The organism is Phytobacter sp. RSE-02 (genome assembly GCF_040578655.1).
Classification (GTDB): domain Bacteria; phylum Pseudomonadota; class Gammaproteobacteria; order Enterobacterales; family Enterobacteriaceae; genus Phytobacter; species Phytobacter diazotrophicus.
This window is the reverse complement of record NZ_JBEULY010000025.1, coordinates 1-24,847: the sequence shown is the minus strand read 5'-3', so window position 1 is coordinate 24,847 and position 24,847 is coordinate 1. Positions and strand designations below refer to the sequence as shown.

Here is a 24,847-nt window from a genome sequence, read left to right as displayed (position 1 = left end):
CTCAGGCCAAACCTGCCTCTTTTTGCTGATCTTATTTCAAAGAGGACCGGGCTTTCACTTCTGACCTTTGGTAAAGATCAGCGCCATTACGGCGTTAAGTTGCGCTTCGGTTGCCGCGTCCGTCTCAGCCGCGATGCGGGCAGCAATTTTAAGGCAGATGGTGCGTTTGCTGATGGTTTGCTTAGCGTGCAACATCTCTATCACAAGCGCGCCTAACCTCTCTTCACACGAGCGCATCTGTGTTAAAGGGCACTTAATGGCACCATCATCGCTGTCACGGGTACCCTTCACGACGGCCTCATTCAGTCAGGATCTATAGCCAAAGATTTGGCGAACGCCATGCGGCAGGCAAGTTGATCCATAAGCGTAATCGAAACGCTAAAAAATGCAAAAATCCAGGGGGGATTTATTGAATGATTGGAGGGGAATTACCCGGTGCGGTGATGGCGAGGAGAGGAAGATGTGAAATGTGGAGTAACCGCCTGCCCAAATACGTACAGGCGGTAAACAGGTTAATGCTGTTTCTTCTGCAGCGCTTCCCAGAGGCCGACAAGATAGGTCACACCCAGCGCACGGTCATATAAGCCGTAGCCTGGACGACCGGTTTCCCCCCAGATAAAACGGCCATGATCCGGGCGGATATAACCCTCGAAGCCATTGTCATGCAGTGCCTGCATCACCTTGTACATGTCCAGCGAACCGTACGGAGAGGGATGCGCGCACTCGTAGAAATCTTTATCTTTGATGAGCTTAATATTGCGCACATGCGCAAAATGGATGCGTTTACGGCGTGTGAACTCCGCCAGGATGTCGTAGACATTATTTTCCGGGTCTTCACCGATGGAGCCTGTGCACAGCGTAATGCCATTAGCCGGGGAGTCGACGGCGTTACAGATCCAGTCAAGGTCGTCGCGGTTTTTTACCACGCGCGGCAGGCCGAAGATCGAATACGGCGGATCGTCCGGGTGAATAGCCATTTTCACGCCAACCTCTTCACACACCGGAATGACGCGCTCAAGGAAGTAGACCAGATTGGTGCGCAGCGTCTTATCGTCCACGTCTTTGTATTTCGCGAACAGTTCCTGCACGCCGGCCAGACGTTCAGGTTCCCAGCCGGGCAGGGCGAAACCGTTAGAATTATCCAGCACCTCGCGCACCACTTGCTCAAGACTCTTGTCGATACCTTTTTTCTCAAAGGCCATGGTCAGCGAGCCATCCGGCAGGACGTAATTCATCTCGGTCTTCATCCAGTCGAATACCGGCATGAAGTTATAGCAGATCACCTTCACGCCAAAACGGGCGAGGTTACGGATGGTCTGCTGGTAATTTTCAATGTACTGATCGCGGCTGGGCAGGCCAATCTTAATGTCGTCATGGATGTTAACGCTCTCAATAACTTCCATCTTGAGGCCTGCCTGATGGGCGAGACCAACCAGGTGTTTAATTTTATCGACAGGCCAGACGTCACCGACAGCGACGTCGTAAAGCGCGCCGACCACACCTTCAACCCCCGGTACCTGGCGGATATGCTCAAGCGGAATTTTATCCTCGTCTGGCCCAAACCAGCGCATTGTCATTTGCATCACAGTTGTCCTTTTATTCAGTCATGTTTCTTTAACTGCCATACTAGTATCTTTCGGTGGCGAGTAAAAGGGGAAGATGCGCAAAATCACGAGGTCAATAGAGAGAACCCCTGGCCCGAAGTCAGCCAGGGTGGGGGGTTATTTCAAGTTGAATGTCAGATAGCCCATAATGCCATCGCTTGGGCCATCTTTGGGGTGATGCACGCCATCCATGACAGGAATGACCGGAAAATCGAAAGGGGAAACGCCTTCAATGCAGGCGACATTAACGCCAAATTGCTCCGGGTTGGAGCGGCGCTGGTGAAAGGTATAAATCCCGCAGACGGAGCAAAAATAGTGAGCCGCTGCCTGGGTATTAAACCGGTACTCGGTGAGTTTCTCCTTGCCCCGCGTCACTTCGAGCCCGGATAACTGGGCAGAGACAGCTACCGCACCGCGCATCCGGCAAAACGAGCAGTTACAGCGGCGTAAGGTATTAAACCCATCAGTGAGTTCAACGGTGAATGCGACGGCACCGCAGTGGCACTGCGCGTGAAGCTTTTCTGACATAACAATCTCCATGGTGACAAAAGAGGATGTGATGAGTGTAGCCGTCTGGCGTCTAACGCGGTTGCGTTGTCAGGGGAAAAACGGGGCAGGAGGCGTTAACTTTGCTTTTTCTTCTTGTATTCAGCAATCGCCTGATTAATGTTATTGGTTTCGATAGAGTCGACCTTTTCGTTATCAGAGAAGACATCATAACGGCCTTCATTGTAGCGAAAAAGAACAGTGACGCCCTGAAAGCGAACTCTTTTTTCCTTTACCGTAATGCCACGACTGCGCATGGCAATTTTTGCGATGGTATCTATTTTTTTACCGTTCATGATGTGTCAGCGTGCCTTTTATTATTAATTATAGTGTCCCTGCTGGCATCAGGGATAGAATGATATTAATTTTATAAATCCTGAAAAGAAAGGACGATACCAAAAAATGGAAGCTGAAAAAAGTTGATAAATTTCAGGCAGGTTAAGGTTTTCTTAATCTTTGGATGTTCTCGTAATTTAAAACGATATGTTTATTAAAATATTTAAAATTCGGCAGTATTAAATAGCGAACTCGAATGTTGAGAATTATTTCGATTCTCATTCCGATATCTGTGCGTTTAAACTCCAGCCAGCTTGCAAACGCTTCGTTTATACACACCTTTTATAAGGAATAAATATGAGAAATCGCTTTTCTGCCATGTGTTCGATAGCTTTGGTCATCTCTTCTGTTTTCGCGGGTTCATCTGCTTTTGCGGCCGACAACGACGACGGCATTGTCATTTATAATGCCCAGCATGAAAATCTGGTTCAGTCATGGGTTGATGGTTTCACGAAAGAGACCGGGATTAAAGTGACCCTGCGTAATGGTGGCGATACCGAGCTGGGTAATCAGCTTGTCCAGGAAGGAAGTGTTTCGCCTGCCGATGTTTTCCTGACTGAAAACTCTCCGGCCATGACGCTGGTCGACAACGCAAACCTGTTCGCTCCGCTCGATGCCGATACTCTAAAACAGGTGCCTGCCGCTTATCGTCCGGCGCATGGCCGCTGGATTGGGATTGCCGCACGTAGCACCGTGTTCGTTTATAACCCGAGCAAAATCAGCCCGGCCCAGGTGCCGACATCTCTCATGGATTTAGCGAAGCCGGAATGGAAAGGGCGCTGGGCGGCCTCTCCGTCGGGTGCCGATTTCCAGGCGATTGTCAGCGCTATGCTGGCGTTAAAAGGCGAACCGGCGACTCTCGACTGGCTGAAAGCGATGAAAACCAACTTTGTTGCTTATAAAGGTAACAGCACTGTCTTAAAAGCGGTGAATGCCGGGCAGATTGATAGTGGCGTTATTTACCATTACTACTATTTTGTCGATCAGGCAAAAACCGGTGAGAACAGCAAAAACACGCAACTTCACTATTTCAAACATCAGGATCCGGGTGCCTTTGTCAGTATTTCCGGTGGCGGTGTGTTAGCGTCCAGCAAACATAAAGCGCAGGCCCAGGCCTTTATTAAATGGATCACCGGCAAAACCGGGCAGGATATTCTGCGCACCAACAACGCGTTTGAATATGCGGTGGGCGTGAACGCTGCCTCTAACGAAAAACTGGTACCGCTGAATAAACTTGAAGCGCCGAAAGTTGAACCGTCTACGCTCAATAGTAAAAAAGTCACCGAGTTGATGACCCAGGCGGGTATTCTTTAAAATAATAACAGTGAGCGCCTTATGTCTGGTTTGAGCATTCCGTTGGCTGGAAAACAGCAACGCCAAACGCATCAGCATCGCCCCGCGCGAATGTTGGTGATATTAGCCATGCTGGTTTCCCTGTTGGCGTTACTGCCCGTTGGGTTTGTGATTGCGACAGGTATTGATACGGGATGGGAGAGCGTTAAGGCGCTCGTCTTTCGCCCGCGTGTCGCGGAGTTACTGACGAACACGCTGCTGCTGATACTTTTTTCACTCCCTATTTGCGTTTGTCTTGGCGTAGCGCTGGCCTGGCTAACGGAGAGAACCGCACTGCGGGGGCGTCGCGTCTGGTCGTTGTTGGTGGTTGCGCCGCTGGCGATCCCGGCTTTTGTGCAGAGCTACGCGTGGGTGAGCGTTATCCCGTCTTTACATGGGCTGGCGGCCGCCGTGTTTATCTCCGTGCTGGCTTATTACCCGTTTATTTATATGCCGGTTGCCGCTGTTCTGCGGCGACTGGATCCGAACCTTGAAGACGTTGCCGCATCTTTAGGCATTGCTCCGTGGCAGGTTTTCTTTCGTGTGGTATTGCCGCAACTGAAACTGGCTATCTGGGGCGGCGCGCTGCTGGTGGGCCTGCACCTGCTGGCAGAGTATGGCCTGTACGTGATGATCCGCTTCGATACCTTCACTACCGCTATTTACGATCAGTTCCAGTCCACTTTTAGCGGCCCGGCGGCCAATATGCTGGCGGGGGTGCTCGCGCTGTGCTGCCTGGGGCTTCTGTTGCTGGAAGGGGCAACCCGTGGCAAAGCTCGTTATGCCCGCGTGGGGGGAGGCTCCGCCCGCCGTCAGAATATCCATGCACCCGCTATGGCAGGTCATCTGCTGGGACAACTCTTGCTGGCCTGCGTGGTCGTGCTGGCGCTGGGAACGCCCATCGCGGTGCTGGGACGCTGGCTGTGGGCGGGTGGCCTGGCGGTCTGGCAGAACGGTGATTTGTGGTTATCCCTGCATCAAACGGTGGTCCTGGCGTCGGCCGGGGCACTCATTACCACTGGCTTTGCTATTCCGTGCGCGTGGCTGGCTGTTCGCCATCCGCGTCGCCTGTTCCGGCTGCTGGAAAGCATGAATTATGTGGCCAGTTCACTGCCGGGGATCGTGACGGCGCTGGCGCTGGTGACGGTCACCATTCATTACGCGCGGCCCATTTATCAGACCGAAGTGACGCTCTTTCTGGCGTATATGCTGATGTTTATCCCCCGGGCGCTGATCAACTTACGCGCCGGTATCGCCCAGGCGCCTGTCGAACTTGAACATGTCGCACAGAGTCTCGGCGTGTCGCCAGGATGGGCGCTGTGTCGCGTGACAATGCGCCTGGCGGCGCCCGGTGCGGCGGCTGCCGCGGCACTGGTCTTTCTGGGGGTGAGCAATGAGCTGACGGCGACATTGCTGCTCTCTCCGCTGGGAACCCGCACGCTTGCTACCGGTTTCTGGGCGCTGACCAGCGAGATTGATTACGTTGCTGCCGCCCCGTATGCCCTGTGCATGATCCTGATTTCTCTTCCCCTGACGGGCCTGCTTTACAAGCAATCACAAAAACTATCGGGTCGTTAAGATGTTCGAGCTTATTAATGTATCGAAAAAATTTGGCCACACTCAGGTGCTGGATAACATCACGCTTTCACTGTCACCCGGCAGCCGCACCGCGATAGTGGGGCCGTCAGGCTCCGGTAAAACCACCCTGTTACGCCTGATTGCCGGGTTTGAAATGCCCGATAGCGGTCAGATAACGATGCGCGGCACGCCGCTGTTCAGCCCGACAGTATCGGTTCCGGCGCATCAGCGAAAAATTGGTTTTGTCCCGCAGGAAGGGGCGCTTTTTCCGCATCTGACGGTTGAAGAAAACATTGGCTGGGGGATCCGCGCTTCGCGCCAGGAACGGCGTAAGCAGGTTGAAGCCCTGATGGATCGGGTGTCTCTGGACAGGCAACTGGCGCGTCACTGGCCGCATGAAATCTCCGGTGGTCAGCAGCAGCGCGTGGCACTGGCGCGTGCGCTGGCGCAACAACCGGCGCTGATGTTGCTGGACGAACCATTCTCGGCGCTGGACACCGGGCTGCGCGCCACAACCCGTAAAGCGACCGCCGAACTTCTCTCTGAGGCGGGCGTTGCTGCCGTGCTGGTCACCCACGACCAGAACGAAGCGCTCTCTTTTGCCGAGCAGATTGCCGTTATTCGCCACGGGCGGTTTGCCCAGGTGGGGACGCCGCAGGCGGTCTATTCGCAGCCGGTCGATGAAGAGACGGCGCTCTTTTTAGGGGATGCGTTAATCCTGACGGCGGAGGTCGCCAATGGTCAGGCGCGCTGTCTGGTGGGGGATGTGCCGGTGGATGACAACCTGGCGCAGGGAGTGCGGCGCATTATGCTGCGCCCGGAACAACTGATGATTACCCCGGCGTCAGTGGGTGAAACTGCGTTGCAGGCGACAGTGCTGGATATCGATTTTGCCGGTTATCTTTCGACGCTGACGCTGGGATTTCCGGATCGTGCGCAAACGCTCACCATCAATACCGTCACCCCACAATTATTATTGCCAGGCACTACGGTTGCGCTCAAAATTACAGGCCATGCGCGGGTGTTTGCTGCATAAAAATAGCCCGCCGATTTGCGGCATAATCTCTTTTATCCGCAAGGGCCTATATTGATGGTAATAATGAATGGGAGAGAGCATGTTTTCACTCAGCAACTGGTTTATCTGGGCGCTGCTGTCCGCCTTTTTTGCCGCACTGACCGCCATTTTCGCTAAAGTCGGGATTCAAAATGTAGACTCCGATTTTGCGACCTTGATCCGCACCGGGATTATTATCGTTATTCTGGCGGCTTTTATTTACTTTACCGGTAAGTGGCAGAACCCCTTGCTGATTGGCAAACGCACCTGGCTTTTTCTGATCTTATCGGGTCTGGCGACGGGAGCATCCTGGGTATGTTATTTCCGGGCGTTAAAGATCGGCGAAGCGTTTAAAGTTGTCCCGGTCGATAAAATGAGCGTGGTGATGGTGGCGATTTTTGCTTTTATTTTTCTCGGCGAACGGCCAGGGCTGCGTGAAGCGGGGGGACTGCTGCTGATTACCGCAGGCGTATTATTACTGGCGCTGCGGCGATAATCAGCCGGGCTTTTTATGTGCGGGCAGAAAAATAACCAGGACGCCCGCAATAATAATCAGCACGCCCGTTAGCGACTGAACGGAAAAAATGCCACGCATACCGGGCAAAATAAGGGACGCCGACCACACCAGAATATAGCTGAGACTCAGCAGGGCATAGGCTTTGCTCAATGCCAGATGGTGCAAAGCCAGATACCAGAAAAACATCGAGGCCAGATAACCCGCAAGCCCGGCCAGCAGCAACGTTGTTTCCAGATGAACGGGCCACAGCGCGCCAATAAAGGCATAAAACTGTGACACCGGCGGAAGGGCTGCCATGGCATAGCCCATTGCAAGCTGCGCCGCACTGGTTAACAACACGCTGACCAGTGTCAGAAGAATACCTTTCATGCTGCACCACCCAGAACCACAATACCCACAATAATTAACCCCACGCCAAGCCAGTGGCGCAGGTTAACCGGTTCACGCCAGATCCCCCAAGCGGCCAGCGTCACCCAGACAAAATTGAGGCTTAACATCGGGTAGGCGATGCCAACGGGGATGCTCTGTAAGACCAGCAGCCAAAAAATCATGCCCAGGCCGAGGCAGGCCAGCGCCAGCCCGAGCCAGGTTAATATATGACGACGGCGGCCCACCCTGAGGGCCGGCCGCGTCGCTTGCTTTTGGCACAACTGTCCGGCAAAGCTCAGCAGGCTTGCCAGCATAAGCAGAAACCAGATCATGGTTGTGGCGCATATTCAATAAGTGCGATTCGCCCCTGAACAAACACATTTGAGGGGGGAGGAATCGGCAGGCTATTCACACTTTCACCGCGTGAAAGCAGCACCACCAGCGTGACTTTGCCTTCCTGACGATGTTGTTCCAGCCAGTCGTTGAAATCTTTCTCAGCAATAAATTTGTCTTTCGCATCCGGGTAGCTGAGGCCATATTGCAGCTCACCGGTCTGGCCAAACATAATAATATCGCTGCGTTTGAGTTCCCACGCCAGGCCTGCGGCGATGCCGACATTATCACTCAGTATATAGCGGCTGGCTGCCAGTGACTCTTTTGCCATGCCGATCGCGAATTGCGGCTGTTTTGACTCCATCACCCGGTTAGGGATGGCAAAACCAACCAGCAGCGCAAGCCCGGCTGGACACAATGCCGAGAGCATCCAGCTTTTTTCGGTATTGCGCAGGGTGTACCAGCCCACCAGTGCCCAGACAAAAAAGGCCATGGCGGCACAAAACACTTTATAGCTTTCGAGTGTCGTCCATACCGGGTTTTTCAGTGGTCCCCAGGGGGAGGCAATAAACGCGGCAACCAGGCCAAACAGACCAAAGCCAATGTTGAGCCAGGCATTCACGCGCAAAGCACGGTAGCCTCTCTCTGCGGCCTGCACCGAATAACCAGCCATCAAAATCGCCAGCGGTGCGAAGCAGGGCAGGATGTAGGTCACCAGTTTGCCTTTCGCGATACTGAAAAACAGAAAGGGCATTACTACCCAGCACAGCAGGTAGAGCGTCGCGCGGTTATTCTCACGGGTGAACCATGCCAGACGAAGCGAACCGGGCAGCAGCCCCAGCCAGGGCAGGCTTCCCAGTAAGACAAATGGCAGGTAGTACCAGAACGGGGCTTTGTGCTGCGCATCCGCCATGGCAAAACGCTGAATATGCTCCACCCAGAAGAAGTAGTGCCAGAAATCCGGCTCGTGTTGGGCGATAGCCAGCCCCCACGGCAGGACAACCAGCACGCAACTGGCGATGGAGAGCCAGCCCCAAATCAGCACCTCTTTCCATTTTTTCTGCGCGATTGCCCAGGGTAAAACGCTCAGAACCGGCACGGCCAGCGCCAGGAATCCTTTGGTCATGACGCCCATGCCGCATGTCAGGCCCAGCAGAACGTAGCCCGCTGCTTTCACGGAGGTGGTTTTGGCCTGAACGGCAATCCAGAACGTGCACATCCCGGCAACCAGCCACAGGGCGATCATCGGGTCGAGTACCGCATAGGTGCCGATGCCGTAGACTTCCAGCATGGTGATGAAAATGATGGCGGCCATCATCGCCACGCGTTTATCGCGCCAAAGCTGCCAGGCAAACCATGAGACCATCCCGGCAACCAGCGCGGTTGAAAAGATAACCCCGGCGCGAACGGCAAAGTTGGTTTCGCCGAACAGCCACTGGAATATGGAGTTCACCCAGTAACCGGCGATCGGTTTTTCAAAATAACGCAGGCCAAGAAAATGCGGCACGGTCCAGTTTCCGCTGCTGAGCATTTCACGGCTGATCTCTGCATAACGCGTTTCATCAGGCTGCCAGAGTAAACGCCATTCAACAGGGATCAGGTAGTAGAGGACAAACAGGGCAAGTACAACCAGACCGTAGCGTGACGACTTCGTCATTCCGTTCTCTCCATTTGCTGACAACCCAGCCATCCTTCCCGGCCGGCAATTTCACCTCGCACCACTTTGCCCGTAGGCAAGGTGCGTAAATTGGCAGGTAACAGTTCACCCAGCGGGCAGAACTGAATATTCGCCTCGGCGGCGCGCTGGAGTAAATCTTCAAACTCAAGGCGATGGGCGATCCCTTCGACCTCGGCGTGAATGGTATAAACCGGCACGCCGGGATCATCGAGCATGCGGGTCAGGATGAAATCGTTGAACCCGCTGGCGCTTACTTCACCCCCGACAACTTCATCCCAGGTCGGCAGCGTCACCGGAATTTGCACCGTGCCCGTCTGGCCGACCCCCGTTATCGGTAAAAAGGGCGCGCTGCCCCGGCAGTCGCTGTTATAGCGAAAATCAAAGGCTTCTTTCGCCTTAATGACCCGTTGATCGGCACGCCAGCCAGCCACGGCTGAACAGGTAATATCCGTGCCGATTATCGATTCCAGCTCTTCTTTACCCAGAGCGATTTGGTGGAGCAACTCATCGCTGTCCCATACGCCGCACCAGGTCTGCCATGCGTGGTGATCCCACGCATGCAGCCCCACTTCGTGGCTGGCGGCGGCGCTGCGGATAATATCCGCGTTGGCGCGCCCGATATTCCTGCCGGGCCACGCGGTGCCCGCCAGTAAAATATCCCAGCCATACAGCGAGGCCGCTTTTGAGCGCAGCATCTTTAGTAAAAACTTCGGCTTAACCAGCCGCCAAAGATGCCGTCCCATATTGTCCGGCCCCACACTAAAGAAGAAGCTTGCGCGAACGCCGTAGCGATTGAGCATGTCCAGCAGCGACGGCACCCCCTTACGGGTGCCGCGGAAGGTATCGACGTCTATGCGCAGGCCGACTTTTCTCATGGCTTCTGTTCCGTGACCTCAACGGTGCGTAAAAAGAAGTCCAGCGTCTCTTCAACGGTCTGGTGCATTTCTACCGTCGGCTGCCAGTCAAGGCAGCGTTTAGCGTTGCGAATGCTTGGCTTACGGTGCTCAACGTCCTGGTAGCCTTTGCCGTAGTAGTCGCTGCTTTCTACTTCGCGGAAGCCAGCAAACGGCGGGAAACGGTCGCGCAGCGGGTGACGTTCGAAGCAGTCGAGCAGCATTTCCGCCAGCTCTTTAATGCTCGCTTCGTTGTCCGGGTTACCGATGTTGATGATCTGCCCGTCACAGCGGCCATCTTTGTTTTCGATGATGCGGAACAGGGCTTCAATACCATCGCTGATATCGGTAAAGCAGCGTTTCTGTTTACCGCCTTCGATCAGCTTAATCGGCGAACCTTCGACCAGGTTGAGGATCAACTGGGTGATGGCGCGGGAGCTACCGATACGTGCGGCGTTCAGGTTATCCAGACGCGGCCCCATCCAGTTAAACGGACGGAAGAGGGTGAATTTGAGGCCGGTTTTGTCGCCGTAGGCCCAAATCACGCGGTCCAGCAACTGTTTGGATACCGAGTAGATCCAGCGCTGCTTATTAATCGGACCCACCACCAGATTGGAGGTATCTTCGTCAAAGTTCGCGTCGGTGCACATGCCGTACACTTCCGACGTGGACGGGAAGATGATGCGTTTGTTGTACTTCACGCAGTCACGAATAATTTTCAGGTTCTCTTCGAAGTCCAGCTCGAACACGCGCAGCGGGTTACGGGTGTACTCGATCGGGGTCGCAATGGCCACCAGCGGCAGTACGACATCACATTTCTTAATGTGGTATTCAATCCATTCGGAGTGAATACTGATGTCGCCTTCCACAAAGTGGAAACGCGGGCTGTCAAGGAAACGGCTGATCGCATCAGAACCAATATCCAGACCGTAAATCTCGTAATTATCATCCTGCAACAGACGTTCAGTCAGGTGGTTACCGATAAAACCGTTAACCCCCAGGATCAGCACGCGGGTACGACGTTTCACGGCAACAAACGGACGGCTGGAGAGCAGCGCACCCGGTACCAGACCCATCGCCGGCGCAAGCTGAGTACCCTGCATGTAAACGCCGTTTGCGCTCTGGCCGGTAATGATTTCCAGCGCGCCTTCACCACAGGCCACCACCAACGGAGCGACGGACAGCACGGTGCCCGGCTTCGCCGCCGCCAGATCGGTACGCACGCGGGATTTCCAGACGATAAATTTGTTGGTGCCCACATAGCCAAACGCGCCCGGCCATGGATCGCTGACCGCACGCACCAGGTTATGCAGCTCCTGCGCCGGTTTTTCCCAGTTCAGACGACCATCTTCCGGGGTACGACGGCCAACGTAGGTGGCTTGAGACTCATCCTGTGCACGTTCCTGAGTCTGGCCGCTGCGGATTTTCGGCAGCACGTCGCCCAGCAGGGTTTGTGAGGCTGCACAGAGTTTGTGATGCAGGGAGAGCGCCACGTCGGTGTCGCTAATCGCCACACTCTGTTGCGCCACAATATCGCCTGCATCGGCGCGTTGGGTCATGCGGTGCAGGGTGACGCCGGTCTCTTTCTCACCGTTGACCAGCACCCAGTTCAACGGTGCGCGACCACGATATTTGGGCAGCAGCGAACCGTGCAGGTTGAATGCGCCTTTTGTCGGCAGGCTCAGAATGTCGTTGCACAGCAGGTTGCGGTAGTAGAAGGAGAAAATCACTTCTGGCGCGAGTGCGCGAATGCGCTCAACCCACAGAGGATGGTTTACATCATCCGGGGCATATACCGGAATTTCCTGCTCAGCCGCGAGGCGCGCCACGGATTTAAAAAAGTGGTTTTCGCCCGCATTGTCGGCGTGAGTAAAAATGGCGGCAATCTCAAAGCCTGCTTCCAGCAGTGCTTGTATGCCCGTGCACCCCATATCGTGATACGCAAAAACGACGGTTTTCATGACTCAATTTCCTCAATAGAATTTGGGGTTTCCTGACGGATAACACGCTGAATAAAGTAACGGGGGCGGGCACGGACATCGTTATAGATGCGGCCAACGTACTCGCCGAGTAAGCCCATGCCAACGAACTGCGCACCGATAAAGGTGAACAGGACGGCGAAAAGGGTGAACACACCTTCGGCAGCCCACTGTGGCCCAAGAGCAAGACGCATGACGACTAAAACGACGGAGAGCGCAAAACCCACCAGCGCGATAACGCTGCCAAACACGCTCAGCATGCGCAGCGGCGTGGTGGTCAGGCAGGTCACCAGGTCATACATCAGGTTAATCAAACGCATAAAGCTGTATTTCGAATCACCGTACTCGCGCTCTGCGTGATGCACGGGAATTTCTGTGGCCCGGCGGGCGAACATATTGGCGAGGATGGGAATAAAGGTGCTGCGCTCGTGGCAGTGCAACATCGCATCGATAATGTGACGACGGTAGGCGCGCAGCATGCAGCCGTAATCCCCCATCGCCTTACCGGTTGTGCGCTGAATCAGGTGGTTGATCATGCGTGATGCCGTTTTGCGAAACAGGCTGTCCTGACGGTTCTGACGAACCGTACCCACCACGTCATAACCTTCTTCTGCGGTTGCCACCAGGCGGGGGATCTCCTCGGGTGGGTTCTGCAAATCGGCGTCCAGAGTGATGATCAAATCGCCGGTAACATGGCTAAAACCGGCCATGATTGCGGAGTGCTGCCCATAGTTGCGGTTAAGCAGCACGGCCACGATATGGCTGCCGTCGGCCTGTGCGGCCTCGACCAGCATTTTGGCGGAATCATCGCTACTGCCGTCATCAACCAGCAGAACTTCGTAATCCTTACCCAGCAGATCGCAGGCGGCGGTCGTACGACGAATCAGTTCCGGCAGGCTGTCCTGTTCGTTAAACACAGGGATCACAACGGATACTTTATTGATGGGGCTGGTTTCAAACATCGTTATTGCCCTGCTAACTGATGAAGTGCGGCGATAACACGGCTGGTGTCGTCATCGGTCATATCCGGGAACAACGGCAGCGAGCAGATACGCGCGCTATTCCACTCCGTATTGGGTAATGAAACGTCAGGGAAATTCTCGCGGTAGTATTTCTGCGTATGGGCGGCGCGGAAGTGCAGGCCCGTACCGATGCCCTGTGCTTTCAGGGCTTCCATCAGCGCGTCACGGGTCAGGCCGCAGCGTGTTTCATCAACGCGAATAATAAACAGATGCCAGGCGTGAACGTGCGGCCAGGCCGGAACCGTCAGTGGCTGGAACGGCGTATCAGCCAACTCGCGTAAATAGCGCTGGGCTATCTCGGTACGACGCTGGTTGGCTTCGTGAAGCTTGCCGAGCTGCACCAGTGCCAGCGCGGCATTGATATCCGCGAGGTTGTATTTGTAGCCAGGAGAGATCACTTCCGCCTGCGGTGCGCGACCGTGTGTCTGGCGATCGTAGGCATCGACGCCAAGACCGTGGAATTTCAGGCTACGAATACGCTGGGCCAGTTGCTCATCATCCGTCACCACCAGACCGCCTTCGGCGCAGGTCATATTTTTAATGGCATGGAAGGAGAAAATCGCGGTACCGCGACAGCCGACATGATGACCTTTGTAATAGGTGCCGGCGGCATGCGCGGCATCTTCGATAACGGGAATATTGTACTTTTCGCCCAACGCGCGAATTGCATCGATATCGGCAGGCGCGCCAGCGTAATGAACGGGAATAATGGCCTTCGTTTTTGATGTAATCGCGGCTTCAATGCTCTGCGGGGTCACCATCAGCGTGTCACGGTCAACATCGATCATGACCGGGGTTGCGCCGAGCAGCACAATCATATTGAGGGTGGAGACCCAGGTCATGGAGGGGGTAATCACCTCATCACCGGCACCAATGCCCATCGCCATTAACGTAACGTGCATACCGGCTGTTGCCGAACTCAGGGCAATGGCATGCTGGTTGCCTGTCAACTGGCAAAATGCTTCTTCCAACTGTTGGTTTTTGGGACCTGTCGTAATCCAACCCGACTTCAGAACGTCCTGAATCGCTGTTAATTCTTCGTCGCCCATAGAAGGACGTGAGAAGGGTAAAAATTCACGCATTACTTTTCCTTACCGTTGCTGGCAATGAATTCGCACTGTAACCAGGGAAGCAGCAGACTCATTTCGTTGAGAGTACTTAGTACTTGCCTAGGCTAAGGCTTATTTATTAACTCAACCTTAAGAGATTGCATATTGTCATTAACGTTCACTTAAGATCGTTTCTGTTTAACTGGCGTTGAGGAAATAAATATTAGCAGGCGATCTTTTTGTTATTTTTCTTATGATTATCATGTTGTTAGGTTTGTTTTGGCACGGGAGGGGTAAAATAACTTAGCGGCGGCTTGAGCAACCGTAAAGATTTTTTTGTCGCTATCTCAATTTTGTTTAATTTATATTTATAGTCATCCTTTTGTCATTATGCTGTCACTAAATTTAGGGGGCGTTAATAATGAAAACATGGAGCTACTTTAAAAACGAGAATAGTCAGATTTGGCTTTTAGTGCTGTAACAAATCGTCATTAAGGTGATATGGATCACAAAAATGGCTGTTTTTTGCGCGGTCACGATCTAGCCACTAACATTTCAATAGAAAATCATTTCAAATCATTTAATTACAATCGTTATTGGTTTCCATTTTCCCGACGCCTGAAAAAAAACATAAGTTTTTAGCAATATTTTTCTCGCTCATTCGTCTACCCGATTACATCACTATAAAGGAGAGACAACATGAGAAGATTTGGTAGCCACCGACGCCATCCCGGTAAGTTTGGTGTGATGTTTATTGTTTTTGCCGTCGTAATGACGCTGGTGGTGATGACCCTGTGGAACGCCATTATTCCGGGCCTGTTTGGTCTGAAAACCATCGGCTTCTGGACCGCGCTTGGACTGCTGGTGTTATGCCGTGTGCTGTTTGGCGGTATGGGCATGGGACCGATGATGTTCAGAATGGCGCGCGATCATCGTCAATTGCATGAACGGTGGATGAACATGAGCGAAGAAGAGAGACAGGCCTTTTTCCAGAAACGCCACCGTTGGGGTGGGCGTGATGGCTGGCGCTGTGGCCCTGACATGCCAACAGAGAACGAATCACCGAAGCCGTCGGACAATGCGTGAGCATAATGGATAAGGCCGACAACGCCCGAACTGTGCGGCTCCTTGAAGCGCTCTCAGCATGCCGGACAACGCTGAGAGCCTTTATCCGCCGCCGTATTCCGCAACGAGAAGACGTGGACGATATTTTGCAGGATGTGACGCTGCAATTGATCAACGTCGAACAACCGGTTGAGAACGTCTCCGCATGGCTGTTTCGCGCGGCGCGTAATGAAATGATCGACCGCGGACGAAAAAAGCGGGAGTGGTTATTTTCGGACGACGAGGAGGCTGATGATCAACTCTATGACGTGCTTTTTGGCGATGTGCAGACACCAGAAGAGGCGCGCTTAAGAGAGATTTTCTGGGATGAACTGGAAAGCGCGCTGGCGGCGCTTCCTGCGGCCCAACGCGAGGTATTCGAAAAAACCGAACTGGAAAATTACAGCTTCAAAGCCCTTTCCGCTGAGACGGGGCTGCCCGTACAGACCTTGCTGTCGCGTAAGCACAAAGCGGTACGCTATCTGCGAGAGCGACTTTCCGCGCTCTATCACGACATCATGCTGCCCTAGGCAGATACCGACAAAAAATCCCCGCCGCACCGGGCTGGTGTAGCGGGGATTATCATCATTGCGATTAATCAGATAAAGCTGTCGTCGTCGTTATTGCCGCCGAAATCGTAGTCATCATCCTGATCGAGGAAACGGCTATTGTCGTCGTTGCCCTGGTCAAAGAAGCTGCGGTCGGAGGCATTGGTGAAGCTATCCTGATCCTGAAAATCGTTAGTGAAATTCCGATCACCGGCGACATCTGAGACCTGTTCGACAGGCTGCTCAATAATGTTCACGATCTCTTGTGGCTGGGAGTGGTGGAACATACTGGTCAGCATATCGGCCAGCACGACCCCACCGGCCACCCCGGCTGCGGTTTGCAACGCACCAGCCATAAAACCACCGGAGCGGGGTGCCGGTTGCGCATAAGTGGGCGCCGCCTGTGGCTGTGGCGGCTGTTGTTGCGGCGCGCTGTTCCAGTTGTTGGCTGGCTGCTGTGGCTGGCTTTTTCCACCGCCAAACAGGCTACTCAGGAAACTGCCACCGCCGTTTTGCTGGCTGTTTTTCAGGGAGGCCACTTCATTCTGGAGATCCTGAATCTGTGCATGAAGGCGTTTCAGCGCAGCTTCCTGAATCAGCATCGACTGAGCCATATAGTAAGGCGCAGAGGGCTGCTGGCGCACAAACTCAGCGATCATATGATCGGCCTGGCTATCCCGTGCGCCGCTTTGCTGTTCCGCCTGTTTCAGACGCTGGAAAAGCCCCTCAATAAGCCGTTGTTCTTCATTTTGCATAGCAAAAACCTCAGGAGTGCATGGAGTTGTGGCAATGGCGTGCGAGCCTGTGCAGGTATCGGTTACGCGCGCCTGTAAGAGTTATTTTAGCCGATCAAAGTTATACGAAATGACAAGCAAACGCAGAATGATGAGAAAAGAAGAAGGAGACAGGGCTGTAAAATAAAAATGGCCGGTATGTACCCGGCCATTTTCTCTGAAGGTGACCCGTGCTTAAAAGGTCTGCCAGTTATCGTTACTTGGGGTGGATACAGGCACGCGCTGTGTCTTCACGCTGGTTTTTTTCGCACTGCGTGTGGCGGAAACCGCACCGTTGCCCAGATCAAAGCGATCGACGGTCTTGTTCAATCTTTCCGCTTCGGATTCGAGGGATACCGCATTGGCGGTGGCTTCCTGTACCAGCGTGGCGTTTTGTTGCGTCACGCCATCCATCTCGGTCATCGCCAGCCCGATTTGTTCAATACCACGGCTTTGTTCATCCGAGGCAACGGAGATTTCACCCATCAGGCTGTTTACCTGGGCGACAGACTGGATAATCACGGACATGGCGTCACCGGCTTCTTGTACCTGATCGGCACCGGTTTTAACTCTGGCGACTGATTCACTGATCAAGGCTTCGATCTCTTTTGCCGCCTGCGCACTGCGTTGCGCCAGCAGGCGTACTTCGCTGGCGACCACCGCAAAACCACGCCCTTGTTCACCGGCGCGCGCCGCTTCCACAGCGGCGTTCAGCGCCAGCAGGTTGGTCTGGAACGAAATGCTGTTAATCACGCTGGTGATATCGGAAATTTTTTGCGAGCTGTCGGTGATCCCGTGCATGGTTTTCACCACCGTTGAGGTGATGTCACCGCCTCTTTTCGCCGTTTTTTGCGCCTCTTCGGTCAGTTTGAGAGCTTCACGCACGTTCTGGGCGTTGTTTTTGACGGTAGAGGTTAACTCTTCCATACTGGCTGCCGTTTGTTGCAGGGCGGCGGCCTGCTGCTCAGTGCGGCTCGACAGTTCTTCATTACCGCCCCGGATCTCGCTGGTATTGGCAAAAATACTGGCAGAGCTATCCTGGATGGTTTTTACCGTTGTATGCAGGCTTTCCTGCATTTTTTGTACATAGGGAATCAACTGCCCGGCACAGTTACGGCCAAAACTCTCAAGCTGGCTACTTAATTTTCCTGCGGTAAGCAACTCAAGATGATTTTTTAACATCCCAAGCGGTTTAACCAGGTAATTTACTAAATAGCGATCGGTCAATAAGAGCGTCACCAGACCCGCCAGTAATGCGCAAATGAGCACTATTTTGTTATAGGACATCTGGTCTTTGGTTTTCACCAGAATGGCATCAGATTGAATCGCCTGAGTATATTTTTCAGCGGTTGCACCAAACTGCACGCTTAATGGCGGGTAGGTTTTACGAAATAACTCGCGGAATTTATCCGGCTGATTATTTTTTGCCGCATCGTACATGGGCACAATGGCGTTAGTCAGCAACGCGTCCCAGTCATTTACCATCGATCTGATGACGTCTTCGCTCACGCCTGGATGTTTGGCGTCACGAAACTGCGCAAGCATGTTCTGGCTGATTGCCAGCGCCTTTCCGGCAGATTCCATTGTTTTGGCTGCGTTTGCTTCATCGCCAGTCTGACGATAATCCATTGCCCGTAACATACGCGTCATGGTACGGAAATATTGGTCATTGCCTTTTACCAGCATGGCATAGGCATTCTTCTGTGACGCGTTTTGTGTGAGTAACTGATCAATTGTGGAAAAGTTATAAAAAGTAAGCAGGGTAGCCATTCCCCAAATAATACTGAAAACAACCAGTATCAGTAATATCATTTTCCTGATGGTGATATCGCGTAATATTTGCATAGCTACCCCCGGTAACTGAATATAAAATATATTTGCAGACGAGCAGCCCAGTTGAACAGGCCTGGTGTTAAAGTTCTTATGCAATAGGCATAAAATTAATTTCGCAGACTAATCGTTATCCTTCGAAGGGATGTTTACGACACGCGTAAAACATCGGTAAAGATATTATGTTTAGTGCTTGTAAATAATGTTTTGGTAAGGTTAATGATGGTAACATAAAATTTATATACGCTAAAGTCGTTATTGCATCCTGGCGTAGGATCACAAATCTATGATTTAAAATTCCTCTTCAGTCATGGCTGGTTTTTTCTTTTTGAAATTTTGGTTAAGTTCAATTTTATCAAGAGTCGTTGGGCGGCTAATAAAATACCCCTGTGCGACATCGCACTCGAACTCTTCAAGTTGCTGTAACTGATAGACCGTCTCTACCCCCTCGGCAGTGACCTCAAGATTAAAATCTTTACCCAGTCCGATAATTTTTTCGACAATATTTTTTGCGCTCTCAGAGTCCCCCATCGCCATAATAAAAGACTTATCGAGCTTGATACCATCAAAAGGAAAACTCCGTAGATAATTGAGTGAGGCATAGCCAGTACCAAAATCATCCATCAAGAGTCTGACACCGAGGTTTTTTAATTGTTGCATGATTTTTAAAGCATTTTCTGGCTTGCTCAGGGTAGCATTTTCAGTGAGTTCAAGTTCGAGACGTGAAGCGTCAAAACCTGTTTTAGCGAGTATTGCTTTGACGCGAAGAACAATGTCGCTGGCCTTAAATTCCACTGGCGATATATTTACCGACAGGGACAGATCTGTCGATTTAGCTCTCACCTCGCGACACGCTGTTGTCAGAACCCAATCTGTTAGCGCGATAATTATTCCGGTCTCCTCAGCCAGAGGAATAAATTGGTCAGGCATAAAAAGCCCGTGAGTTGGATGCTGCCAGCGTACAAGTGCTTCGAGTGACGTTATCTTCTGCTGACTTATATCGTAGCGAGGCTGATATAAAAGAAATAATTGATCCTGTTTTATTGCCTCGCGAAGTTCTTGCTCCAGTTCTCTGCGTTGGACAATTTGTTCTGCCATATCAGGTTCATAAAAAACCCAATACGCATGAGGGTCATTTTTCGCTTTATACAGCGCAATATCAGAATAGCGGAGGAGATCGCTTGCGGTAACTGCATCTTGTGGTGCCAGGGCAATGCCCATGCTGACGTCGATAATAAGCTCATTACCACAGATATCAAAAGGACGGTTCAATTCCTCCACAATCCGCGAGCAAAAACGTTCAATATCTTCACGCTGGTTTAGATCGGCGGCAATAATAATAAATTCGTCCCCACCCTGGCGTGTAACTAAATCAATGCTGCGCATGCAGTGGCGCAGGCGGTTAGAGGCTTCACTGAGCACCTGATCGCCCACCGTATGACCGTAGACGTCATTAATGGTTTTGAAATCGTTCAGATCGACACTGATCATTGCCAGCGCATTTTTCGATTCATTTTTTGATTGCAGTCTGCCCTCAAGGAATTCTTTCATCCGGACGCGATTAGGCAGGCCGGTTAATTCATCATGGTGTGACAAATACTGAATGCGTTCACTGGCCTCCACTTCCAGAGTGACATCTGTTGCGGTACCTCGAAACCCCAGCGAGCCATCAATCAGGGTGACGCGTTTGAGGGTTAAATTACAGTAGCGTTGGTTTCCCTGGGCGGAAAAATAGCTGCAATGGTTAAGGGTGAGGAAGTTACCTGCATAAGGAAGATCCAGCCATTTGGTCAATGCCGGGTTTTCTTGTGACAGAAATGCCCGCAGTGAACGGCCTATCCAGTCATCAATACGGTGACCGGTAATGACCGGAAAGCGCACAGATATCCAGGTGAGTTGTAAGAGCTCATCGGCTTCCCAGATCCAGTCTGTCGTTGTTTCCACCACGTCACGAAAACGGCGCTCGCTAATGGCAAACGCCCGGCGGCTTTGTTCCAGCAGGAATGTTTTTTCGTCATTCAGCCGTGCTTTTAAAAGCCCTTTACGCACAAGAGAGAGCGCCAGAAGGACTGAGGTGAGCATCAGCAGGACAAGAAGAGGAAGTACCCACGTGAGCAGCGTGTCACTGGGATTTTTATTGTTCCATTCAAAATAGATTTCTCCCCCCGACACAGGCCATAACAAGCCCGCAGTATGTGCTGAATGGCGTTTGGGTTTTGACGCAAGGAGATGCAAATCCTTAATGGCATATTCCTCACCCATAGCGGCGAGTTTTTTAGGCGTCAGTTTATCAACAAAGATCATCATAGAATGATCCAGCGGCGCTTTCGCAAGAGCAACCTTATCCTCAGTCGTAATCCACGCGGCTGAAATCAGGATTAATTCATTATTGGCAAAAACGACGCGCGAAACGGCTGTACCGTTGCTTACTTTAAGTGCCGTGCTTAATTCCGTATTAAGGTTTTTTCCCAGCCAGTCCTCAAAAGGGACCAGGTTAAGAGTGCCATTAATGACGCTGTAGCGGGTTTCTTCTTTAGGGGAGAGCACAAACACGCCTTCGTAACCGAATTTTGAATACAGCGATTTACCCAGGTTTTGTTCGTCCCACGCCCAGTTTATGTCTACCTTGCGATGGAGATTATCCCAGGCTTCGTTCCACGCGGCGTTATCGGCAAGATGCAAACGAAGGTTTTCCTGCCGATTGTCGAGCGCTTTCATTAGCAGTTGTCGGGTTTGGTGGCGGGTGTTACGCGCCAGATCATTTTCTGTCTGAATGAGCGCAAATATTGTCGTTAGAAAAATGAAGCCCATAAGCATCAGTACCAGCGTCACCGTCTGCTTCATGATGCGATGCGTATCAGGAGCAGGAGCCGGCGCGTACTGGTCGTCGAAAATGTTCATACTTCACCTTTTCTAAGCGTTTTAATAAGCAAAATATGTTTTTTTAGTCATCTGTATTAACGGCACCAGATAATTAAACTTTAAGTAAAAATCCATATATCGGTAAGAACGGTTAACTTTGTGATGCACATCATTTTTTTAAGCAAGAAGAATAGAAATGTCGTTTTTAATATTAAGATAACCTTAAGGTTAAGGAATTTAATGCATCGGTTGGTAGTGGTTATTTTTCGGTGTTTTTAACTTTATGATTTTATTGTTTTTCTTATTTTGGTGTTTTGATGTTTTCATAATGAGACTGTTTTAGTGCCATCAAATAATAATGTTAAATTGCAAGTGGTTAGCCTCAATTAGGATGAGATGAGTTTATTTTCTTCGTGCCACTTATGTCGCGTGTGCAAAAATGAATGTGATAATGTCTTGTTTAAGAAGACGTTAAGATGATTTAAAAAGAAATTTGATAAACCCACAGTGAAAATATGAACATTGTGATTCATGCTTTCGATTATCATTTTCAAGAAGGCAATATGGCGGGGGAAGGCCTGTTATCGTGAGATAAGTACCTTTCAACACGCGGCGCAACATGACCGACAGATTATAAAAATCAGGGACGAAGATGTTCGCCCCTGGCCTCATCATCAAGAAATTAGCGATCCGGAATAATGTTTTTCGCCTTCAACGTATCAAACAGGTGGGTAAACGAATCAAGTGTGGCCCGGTAGCCGGTAAACCCGGCCTTACGGCTTTTGCTCATGTCGGTGAAGGCTTCCATCGGGCGACCGAGGTCCGCGTCGGTGTGCCACCAGGAGGCCAGTCGGCTGATATCGGGCTCGGCAAGCGAGTAGTGGGCGGCAATCTCGCGCCATGCGGCGGCAGCTTCCTGCATCCGTCCTTCCAGCGGCATCATGGTTTGTGGGTTTCCTCCAGACTCGATGCCGAAATAGGCGGCCAGGCGCGGCCAAAGCCACTTCCAGCGGAACACGTCGCCGTTAACCGCATTAAAATCTTCGTTTGCCGCATCCGGGCTTTGTGCCGCCCAGGCGAGCTGCTCGGCCAGCAGGTTTGCATCGGTGACGTCGGAGACGCCATGCCACTGTTCCGGTGAGCCCGGAAAAATAAACGGCCAGCCTTTTTCACGGCACAGGGTGGCGTAGACTGCCAGCGTGAGCCCCATGTTCATTGCGTTACCAACCGCATAACCGATGATGGTGTGCGGACGGTGTACACTCCAGCGATAACCGTATTTTTCCGCGCCGGCAAAGATCTCATCTTCCTGAGCATAATAGAAATTATCCACGGGCTGGCGCCCCTGCTCTTCACGGAAAGGCGTAACCGGTACGGCGCCTTTGCCATAGGCCTCGAACGGACCAAGGTAGTGTTTTAGCCCGGTAACCAGTGCGACATGCGCGCCGTTCAGGCGGTCACCCAGTGCCTCAATCACGTTTTTGACCATCGCGCCGTTGACGCGGATGTTCTCTTTTTCATTTGCCTGACGCGACCAGACGCTGAAAAACAGTGCGTCGGGCTTTATGTCCGCCAGCGCCGTATTCACCGCCTGCGGGTCCGTCAAATCGGCGGTCAGACGGGTGCAGCCTTCCGGCACCGCGCCGCGCCCGCGTGACAGACCAGAGACCTTCCAGCCTTCCTGCATCAGCTTTTGCGCCAGCGCGCGGCCAATCACCCCGCTGATGCCGACAATCAGTGCCTCTTTTTGCATTTCACTCTCCTCATGCGTAAACGTTATGAGTAGACTAATCGAGAATTTTGTTCTTATTTCTGGCATTAATTCACATCATTCCTAACCTGAGTTCACGAATCGATGCATGATCAACGACTGAAGGACATTGTCCCCTTTGTTGCCAGTATAGAAGGGGGGAGCTTTGCCGCGGCGGCGGAGCGCTTGCATGTGACCGGCTCTGCTATCAGTAAAAGTGTGAGTCGGCTGGAGGCGCGGCTGGGCTCAACGTTGCTGGAGCGGACAACCCGACGCCTGAAACTGACCGACGCCGGGCACGCGTATTACCAGACCTGTATTCGCATTATGGAAGAGCTGGCGGAGGCGGAATCGGTACTGGCGGCGCAACGCAGTATTCCGTCCGGGCGGCTGCGGCTGGCCGTGCCGAATACCTATGGCAGGCTGTGTGTCATGCCGTTATTGATTACGTTTTGCCAGCAGCATCCGGAGATTGATATCAGCATGACGTTTTCTGACCGTTTCGTGGATCTGTTTGATGAAGGGATTGATGTTGCGGTGCGGATTGGCAAAACGGCGGAGATGCCCGCGTCGCTGGGATCTCGGCAACTGGGGCGAGAGAAGATGGTGTTCTGCGCTTCACCCGCGTATCTGGCGCGCGAGGGGCGCCCGGAAAGCGTCGGGGCGCTGTTGCAGCATAGGTCTATTTTGTACGAGCGCGTCGATGGCAGTAGTAAGCCGTGGCAGCTTATCACCGAGGATGGGTATCCGGACTGGCGTACCGTGCCCTACCATATGGCGCTGGGGGATGTGGATGCTCAGTTACAGGCGGTGCGTAGCGGGTTAGGTGTTGCCCAGATGCCGACATGGCTGATTCGCGATGCCCTTGCGCGCGGGGAACTGGAGATAATTTTGCCGCATGTTCAGCCCGACGGGCTGGCGTTGACGCTGGTATGGCCGCGCCGTAAGCAGCTATTGCCAAAGGTGGATGCGCTGCTCTGTGCGCTGAGCGGGCTGGATATCGGCGGGTGAAGTGAGGCGTGGCGGGGTGTTGTGCGGTCTGATGCCCTCACCCCGGCCCTCTCTCTCAGGGAGAGGGAGAAAAGCAACTCTGCACTGATTTCAACACCGGGTATTCCCCCGGCTGGCGCGTCGATACTGTGAATTTAGCCATGGCTGACTCGTTTTCCCGCATGACAACCACAGCGACATTTTTGCTTCCCTGGCGCAGAGCGTGCAGCGAGGGGGTTGAGTCCCCGCTGAAATCGGTGAGACGAAGACCCGATGACAAGGGCAGGCCGCCAGGGATGGCGGACTGAGGTTTGTCGAGACAGGACAAAATCGTCCGGAACGATTTTGAACAACGCAGCGCGTTGGCCCGAAGGGCGAGCCCCAGGGATGGGGCGAGTAACTCGAGTCAAACCGACCGCAGGCAGCGGGGCGGGAGGCGAACGCAGTGCGAAGCACCGATTTTTTGCGGGGCCGCGGGGATTGTAAAGGGGAACGCGGTGTTCCCCTTTACCCGTTCACGTGTCCGAAGGTGACATTTCGCCATGAACATACGGTGAACGGAACCCTCCTCCCGAGCCGCATTTTCCCCCTCACCCTGGCCCTCTCCCTTGTACGGTCCGGAGACATAGTGAACGCTTGTTCGGGGACATGGTAGACACTTACAACTGAGGCATAAGAACCCGTTTATGGAGTCACTTAT

Annotated in this window: 22 protein-coding genes; 7 read left to right on the top strand and 15 right to left on the bottom strand. The window is 52.7% G+C overall.

The window, feature by feature from the left end; translation table 11 throughout:
- Window positions 1–54 precede the first annotated feature (54 nt).
- The 4 genes from ABU190_RS25810 to ABU190_RS25795 form a co-directional block, all read right to left on the bottom strand.
- A complete protein-coding gene (locus ABU190_RS25810) occupies window positions 55–291 on the bottom strand; it encodes a hypothetical protein (RefSeq protein ID WP_354692773.1) in 237 nt (78 codons plus the stop codon).
- A gap of 221 nt (window positions 292–512) precedes the next feature.
- The gene (gene uxuA / locus ABU190_RS25805; RefSeq protein ID WP_041852303.1) at window positions 513–1,583 is read right to left on the bottom strand and encodes a mannonate dehydratase; all 1,071 of its coding nucleotides are present in this window, start codon (window positions 1,581–1,583) and stop codon (window positions 513–515) included.
- 138 nt (window positions 1,584–1,721) lie between these two features.
- On the bottom strand, window positions 1,722–2,132 hold the full coding sequence (locus tag ABU190_RS25800; RefSeq protein ID WP_041852302.1) for a GFA family protein: 411 nt from the start codon (window positions 2,130–2,132) through the stop codon (window positions 1,722–1,724).
- Between the two features lie 95 nt (window positions 2,133–2,227).
- Window positions 2,228–2,446, bottom strand: a complete 219-nt coding sequence (locus tag ABU190_RS25795; protein WP_041852301.1) for a hypothetical protein — start codon at window positions 2,444–2,446, stop codon at window positions 2,228–2,230.
- Between the two features lie 337 nt (window positions 2,447–2,783).
- Between ABU190_RS25795 and ABU190_RS25790 the strand changes: the two genes are divergently transcribed.
- The 4 genes from ABU190_RS25790 to ABU190_RS25775 all read left to right on the top strand — a co-directional run bounded on the left by ABU190_RS25790 (window position 2,784) and on the right by ABU190_RS25775 (window position 6,946).
- Window positions 2,784–3,800: an iron ABC transporter substrate-binding protein gene (locus tag ABU190_RS25790; protein ID WP_041852300.1), complete on the top strand. Its 1,017-nt coding sequence runs from the start codon at window positions 2,784–2,786 to the stop codon at window positions 3,798–3,800.
- A 21-nt stretch (window positions 3,801–3,821) separates the two neighbouring features.
- A complete protein-coding gene (locus tag ABU190_RS25785) occupies window positions 3,822–5,396 on the top strand; it encodes an iron ABC transporter permease (RefSeq protein ID WP_354692772.1) in 1,575 nt (524 codons plus the stop codon).
- A 1-nt stretch (window position 5,397) separates the two neighbouring features.
- Complete coding sequence (locus ABU190_RS25780; RefSeq protein ID WP_354692771.1) at window positions 5,398–6,432, top strand: ABC transporter ATP-binding protein; 1,035 nt, start codon at window positions 5,398–5,400, stop codon at window positions 6,430–6,432.
- Window positions 6,433–6,511: 79 nt separating this feature from the next.
- The gene (locus ABU190_RS25775; RefSeq protein ID WP_041852297.1) at window positions 6,512–6,946 is read left to right on the top strand and encodes an EamA family transporter; all 435 of its coding nucleotides are present in this window, start codon (window positions 6,512–6,514) and stop codon (window positions 6,944–6,946) included.
- On the opposite strand, the gene arnF is transcribed toward ABU190_RS25775, so the two are convergent.
- From arnF to arnB, 7 genes are read right to left on the bottom strand one after another with little or no spacing between them, the layout of a single operon-like run.
- Entirely contained in the window at window positions 6,947–7,336 is a 390-nt protein-coding gene (gene arnF, locus ABU190_RS25770) for a 4-amino-4-deoxy-L-arabinose-phosphoundecaprenol flippase subunit ArnF (RefSeq protein ID WP_354692770.1), read from the bottom strand.
- Window positions 7,333–7,668 carry a 4-amino-4-deoxy-L-arabinose-phosphoundecaprenol flippase subunit ArnE gene (gene arnE, locus ABU190_RS25765; protein WP_354692769.1) on the bottom strand — a complete coding sequence of 112 codons (336 nt, stop codon included), beginning with the start codon at window positions 7,666–7,668 and terminating at the stop codon, window positions 7,333–7,335. The genes arnF and arnE overlap by 4 nt, the downstream gene beginning before the upstream one ends.
- Entirely contained in the window at window positions 7,665–9,326 is a 1,662-nt protein-coding gene (gene arnT, locus ABU190_RS25760) for a lipid IV(A) 4-amino-4-deoxy-L-arabinosyltransferase (RefSeq protein ID WP_354692768.1), read from the bottom strand. Before arnT ends, arnE begins: the two co-directional genes overlap by 4 nt.
- Window positions 9,323–10,222 carry a 4-deoxy-4-formamido-L-arabinose-phosphoundecaprenol deformylase gene (arnD, locus tag ABU190_RS25755; protein ID WP_193795388.1) on the bottom strand — a complete coding sequence of 300 codons (900 nt, stop codon included), beginning with the start codon at window positions 10,220–10,222 and terminating at the stop codon, window positions 9,323–9,325. The genes arnT and arnD overlap by 4 nt, the downstream gene beginning before the upstream one ends.
- A complete protein-coding gene (arnA, locus tag ABU190_RS25750) occupies window positions 10,219–12,201 on the bottom strand; it encodes a bifunctional UDP-4-amino-4-deoxy-L-arabinose formyltransferase/UDP-glucuronic acid oxidase ArnA (RefSeq protein ID WP_354692767.1) in 1,983 nt (660 codons plus the stop codon). Before arnA ends, arnD begins: the two co-directional genes overlap by 4 nt.
- Window positions 12,198–13,181, bottom strand: coding sequence for an undecaprenyl-phosphate 4-deoxy-4-formamido-L-arabinose transferase (gene arnC / locus ABU190_RS25745; protein WP_296414466.1), 984 nt, complete (start codon window positions 13,179–13,181; stop codon window positions 12,198–12,200). The genes arnA and arnC overlap by 4 nt, the downstream gene beginning before the upstream one ends.
- 2 nt (window positions 13,182–13,183) lie before the next feature.
- Window positions 13,184–14,323 carry a UDP-4-amino-4-deoxy-L-arabinose aminotransferase gene (gene arnB, locus ABU190_RS25740; RefSeq protein ID WP_041852290.1) on the bottom strand — a complete coding sequence of 380 codons (1,140 nt, stop codon included), beginning with the start codon at window positions 14,321–14,323 and terminating at the stop codon, window positions 13,184–13,186.
- Window positions 14,324–14,989: 666 nt separating this feature from the next.
- Here arnB and ABU190_RS25735 point away from each other — a divergent pair.
- Together ABU190_RS25735 and ABU190_RS25730 are read left to right on the top strand one after the other, a co-directional pair.
- The gene (locus ABU190_RS25735; RefSeq protein WP_041852289.1) at window positions 14,990–15,376 is read left to right on the top strand and encodes a hypothetical protein; all 387 of its coding nucleotides are present in this window, start codon (window positions 14,990–14,992) and stop codon (window positions 15,374–15,376) included.
- A 5-nt stretch (window positions 15,377–15,381) separates the two neighbouring features.
- Window positions 15,382–15,924: a sigma-70 family RNA polymerase sigma factor gene (locus ABU190_RS25730; RefSeq protein ID WP_107222542.1), complete on the top strand. Its 543-nt coding sequence runs from the start codon at window positions 15,382–15,384 to the stop codon at window positions 15,922–15,924.
- A 68-nt stretch (window positions 15,925–15,992) separates the two neighbouring features.
- Here the strand turns inward: ABU190_RS25730 and ABU190_RS25725 are convergent, their stop codons facing one another.
- The 4 genes from ABU190_RS25725 to ABU190_RS25710 all read right to left on the bottom strand — a co-directional run bounded on the left by ABU190_RS25725 (window position 15,993) and on the right by ABU190_RS25710 (window position 23,160).
- Window positions 15,993–16,697, bottom strand: a complete 705-nt coding sequence (locus ABU190_RS25725; RefSeq protein ID WP_354692766.1) for a DUF2076 domain-containing protein — start codon at window positions 16,695–16,697, stop codon at window positions 15,993–15,995.
- 213 nt (window positions 16,698–16,910) lie between these two features.
- Window positions 16,911–18,560: a methyl-accepting chemotaxis protein gene (locus tag ABU190_RS25720; protein WP_354692765.1), complete on the bottom strand. Its 1,650-nt coding sequence runs from the start codon at window positions 18,558–18,560 to the stop codon at window positions 16,911–16,913.
- 276 nt (window positions 18,561–18,836) lie between these two features.
- Window positions 18,837–21,446 (bottom strand): EAL domain-containing protein, encoded by a 2,610-nt coding sequence (locus ABU190_RS25715; RefSeq protein ID WP_354692764.1) that lies wholly within the window; start codon window positions 21,444–21,446, stop codon window positions 18,837–18,839.
- Window positions 21,447–22,089: 643 nt separating this feature from the next.
- Window positions 22,090–23,160, bottom strand: a complete 1,071-nt coding sequence (locus ABU190_RS25710; protein WP_354692763.1) for an SDR family oxidoreductase — start codon at window positions 23,158–23,160, stop codon at window positions 22,090–22,092.
- Window positions 23,161–23,262: 102 nt separating this feature from the next.
- Here ABU190_RS25710 and ABU190_RS25705 point away from each other — a divergent pair, with 102 nt between their 5' ends.
- The gene (locus tag ABU190_RS25705; protein WP_354692762.1) at window positions 23,263–24,168 is read left to right on the top strand and encodes a LysR family transcriptional regulator; all 906 of its coding nucleotides are present in this window, start codon (window positions 23,263–23,265) and stop codon (window positions 24,166–24,168) included.
- Window positions 24,169–24,847 lie beyond the last annotated feature (679 nt).